The 3,804-nt window shown below is 64.5% G+C and carries 3 protein-coding genes and 1 pseudogene; 1 reads left to right on the plus strand and 3 read right to left on the minus strand.

Annotation, left to right across the window (positions count from 1 at the left end; all coding sequences use genetic code 11):
• Positions 1-1,355: pseudogene (locus HLUSI_RS27055) on the plus strand (AMP-binding protein); the annotation flags it as partial.
• Positions 1,356-1,436: 81 nt separating this feature from the next.
• Here HLUSI_RS27055 and HLUSI_RS0105025 read toward each other — a convergent pair.
• From HLUSI_RS0105025 to HLUSI_RS27060, 3 genes are all read right to left on the minus strand, one after another.
• Positions 1,437-2,054, minus strand: coding sequence for a 2-dehydro-3-deoxy-6-phosphogalactonate aldolase (locus tag HLUSI_RS0105025; protein WP_016832930.1), 618 nt, complete (start codon positions 2,052-2,054; stop codon positions 1,437-1,439).
• 26 nt (positions 2,055-2,080) lie between these two features.
• Positions 2,081-3,049, minus strand: coding sequence for a 2-dehydro-3-deoxygalactonokinase (locus HLUSI_RS0105030; protein ID WP_016832931.1), 969 nt, complete (start codon positions 3,047-3,049; stop codon positions 2,081-2,083).
• Positions 3,050-3,061: 12 nt separating this feature from the next.
• The coding region (locus HLUSI_RS27060; protein WP_050977637.1) for a 2-hydroxyacid dehydrogenase at positions 3,062-3,804 on the minus strand (743 nt) is incomplete at its 5' end.

A 3,804-nucleotide genomic window follows, 5' to 3' on the forward strand; every position in this document is an offset into this window, starting at 1 on the left:
GTTGAAGGACTCCGGCGCCGAAGCCATCTTCGTGCTGGAGAACTTCGCCTGCACGCTTGCCAAGGTCATCGCCAACACCGACGTCAGGCACGTCGTGGTGGCGAGCATGGGCGAGATGCTGGGCGGGCTCAAGGGCGCCATCGCCAATCTGGTGGTGCGCCACGTCAAGAAGCTGGTGCCGCCGTTCTCGCTGCCGCAATCGATCACCTTCAAACAGGCCCTGTCGCGCGGCCACGGCAGGACGCCGGCGCCGATCGAAGTCGGTCATGACGACGTCGCCTTCCTGCAATACACCGGCGGCACCACCGGCGTCCGCACCCAAGGGGGCGGTGCTGACGCATCGCAACCTGGTCGCCAACGTGCTGCAGGCGGAAGAATGGCTGATGCCGGCGCTCAAGCAGGGCGCCAAGCTGGACCAACTGGTGTTCATCTGCGCGCTGCCGCTGTATCACATCTTCGCGCTGACGGTGTGCAACATGCTGGGTACCCGCGAAGGCGCGCTCAACGTGCTGATCCCGAATCCGCGCGACATTCCGGGCTTCATCAAGGAGCTCGGCAAATACAAGGTCAACACCTTCCCGGCGGTCAACACGCTGTACAACGCACTACTGAACCATCCCGATTTCGCCAAGCTGGATTTCTCCGGCTATCGCTGCTGCGTCGGCGGCGGCATGGCGGTGCAGAAATCGGTGGCGGACAAATGGAAGAAGGTCACCGGCTGCCCGATCATCGAAGGCTACGGCTTGTCCGAAACCTCGCCGATCGCCAGCGCCAATCCCTGCACGATCAGCGACTACACCGGCACCATCGGCCTGCCGCTGCCGTCGACCGAGTTCCAGATACTGGACGACGACGGCAAACCGGTGCCGCTCGGCCAGCCCGGCGAAATCGCGATCCGTGGTCCGCAAGTCATGGCCGGCTACTGGAATCGTCCTGACGAAACCGAAAAGGTCATGACGCCGGACGGCTTCTTCAAATCAGGCGACATCGGCATCATGGACGAACGCGGCTATACCCGCATCGTCGACCGCAAGAAGGACATGATCCTGGTCTCCGGCTTCAACGTCTATCCGAACGAAATCGAAGGCGTGGTCGCGGCCCATCCGGGCGTGCTCGAATGCGCCTGCGTCGGCGTCCCGGACGAGCACACCGGCGAAGCGGTCAAGCTGTTCGTGGTGCGCAAGGACAAGTCGCTGACTGCCGAGCAGCTGATGGCGTATTGCAAGGAGCAGTTCACCGGCTACAAGAAGCCGAAGTACATCGAGTTCCGCGATGAACTGCCCAAGACCAACGTCGGCAAGATCCTGCGCCGCGAATTGCGCGACGAGAAGAAGACCGAGAAGAAAGCGGCATGATTTTTGTCGTGTAATTTTTTCGCAGCAGAAATAAAAAACGCGACCTTCAAGGTCGCGTTTTTCATGGCCGCAAGATGGAGATCAGGTCTGCTTCCAGGCGCTGACGAAAGCATCGGCATTCTTCCTGACCTGCTCTGCCGTCATGCCGGGTTTGTACAACGCCGAGCCGAGGCCGAACGCAGAGGCGCCGGCCGCAGTGAATTCCTTCAGGCTGTCCGGCGTGATGCCGCCCACCGGCACCAGCATGACGCTGGCGGGAATCACGGCGCGCCAGGCCTTGACCACCACCGGTCCGAGCTGTTCGGCCGGGAACATCTTGAGAATATCCGCACCCGCTGCGAGCGCCGCGAAGGCTTCGGTCACGGTGGCCACGCCAGGCGCGCTGGCCAGGCCGGCGGCGGTGGCCGCGCGGATGACTTCGGGGTCGCTGTGCGGCATGACGATCAGCTGGCCCTCGGCGTCCTTGACCTGCAGCACCTGCGCCGGCGACAGCACGGTGCCGGCGCCGACCATGCAGTTGGCCGGCAGCACGTTGCGCAATACGCGGATGCTTTCGAACGGTTCGGGTGAGTTGAGCGGGACTTCGATGATGCGAAAGCCGGCATCGTACAAAGCCTGGCCGACCGCTTCGACTTCATCGGGACGAATGCCGCGCAGGATCGCGATCAGTCCGCATTGCTTCAGTGCTTCTTTCAACATGGTGTTTCTCCAGTGAGCCGGATGCTTTAGTTCAGCAGCCCGGCTTGTCGCGCGATCTTCCACAGGCCGCGTTCGGTGGCTTGCGCCGCGATATCGATGCGGGTCAGTTCATGCAGGTTCAGGGCGGTGCGGTAGCGCGCACACAGCTTGTCGTCGCCGATCAGGATGATGTGCGGCGCGGCGGTGCAGCCGGCATCTGCGCGCGTCGCTTTGAGCGCCGCGATTTCATGACCGATCAGCAGGCCCGACAGGTAATCCGGCTGGCCCGTTGCGTCGAGCTGGCCGACCAGTCCCAGCGTACGGCTGCTGAAGATGTTCGACAGTACGCCGGCGCGGCCGTCTTCCGAAGACGCAACACGCAGGCCGTGCTCGAAGGCGGCCGGATCGCCTTGTTCACGATGCTCCATGGTGCGGCCGAGAATGGTGTGCTGGCTCAGCGCTGCATAGACTTCGCCGGTCATGAAGGTGTCGAAATGGGTGATGATCCTGTTTTGCACGCGTACCCATTTCGAGTGCGTGCCGGGCAATCCGATCAGCACCTCGTCACCGCCTTGCCAAGTGTCGAGCGCGCCGACCACCTGGGTCTCTTCGCCGCGGATCACGTTCGGCAACGCTGCGCGTTGCAGCAGGCCTGGCACGATGTGGAGCGTGCGGCCGGCGCCGAGGTCGACGTGGGTCAGTTGCTTGCCGATGTCGGTCACGGCCAGCGGGATCTCGACGTAGCTCGCTTCACGCCAGCCTTGTGCGCTGCCGACCATGCCGGCGGCGATCAATGGTGTCGCAGGATCGCTTTGCAGCCAGTCGCCGCAGGCTTCGTCGAAGGCCTTGGCGAAGCCGGCCGCACGGCTGAAGTCGCCCTCGACCACCGGCAGATTCATGATGCCCCACGGCAGCCCGCGCTTGTCCAGCACGGCGCCATCCTCACCGAGACGATAGGCGCGCAGCGACGTGGTGCCCCAGTCGAGCGCGATGAGCCGGGTTGCAGTGGCGCTCATGACGTTCCCGACTTAGCGCGGCACCGGCGTCAGCAACGGCTTGCCGCTGAAGTGCGCCTGCAGGTTGTCGAACGCCAGGTCGGCCATGGCGGTGCGGGTGATCACGGTGCCGCTGGCCATATGCGGCGTCAGCGTGAGGTTCGGCAGCTTGGCGAGCGCTTCCGGCACGTTGGGTTCGTTCTCGAACACGTCGAGGCCGGCGCCGGCGATCCTGCCTTCCTGCAGGGCCTTGATCAGGGCAGCTTCATCGACCACCGAACCGCGCGCGACGTTGATCAGGAAACCCTTGGGACCGAGCGCGTCGAGCACCTCGGCATTGATCAGCGCGCGCGCGCGCGCGCCGCCCGGCATCGACAGCACCAGGAAATCGACTTCGCCGGCCAGCGTCTTGAGGTCGGCCACGTAGCGGTAGGGCACGTCGCTTTGCGGCGAACGGTTGTGATACGAAATCTCCATGTCGAAGGCGGCGGCGCGCCTGGCGATGGCCTTGCCGATGCGGCCCAGGCCGACGATGCCCAGACGCGAGCCGGTGACCTTGGTGGTCAGCGCGAACGGGCCTTTTTTCCATTCGCCGCTGCGCGCGAAACGGTCGGCGTCCACCACGCGGCGCGCGGTCGACAGCAGCAGGGTCATGGCGAAGTCGGCGACATCGTCGGTCAGTACGTCGGGCGTATTGGTCACTTCGATGCCGTGTTCGCGTGCAGCAACCCGGGGGGGGGGGGGGGGGGGGGTGGCGGCGGAATCAGCCGGCGTCG

It is taken from the genome of Herbaspirillum lusitanum P6-12 (assembly GCF_000256565.1).
Taxonomy (GTDB): Bacteria; Pseudomonadota; Gammaproteobacteria; order Burkholderiales; family Burkholderiaceae_D; genus Herbaspirillum; species Herbaspirillum lusitanum.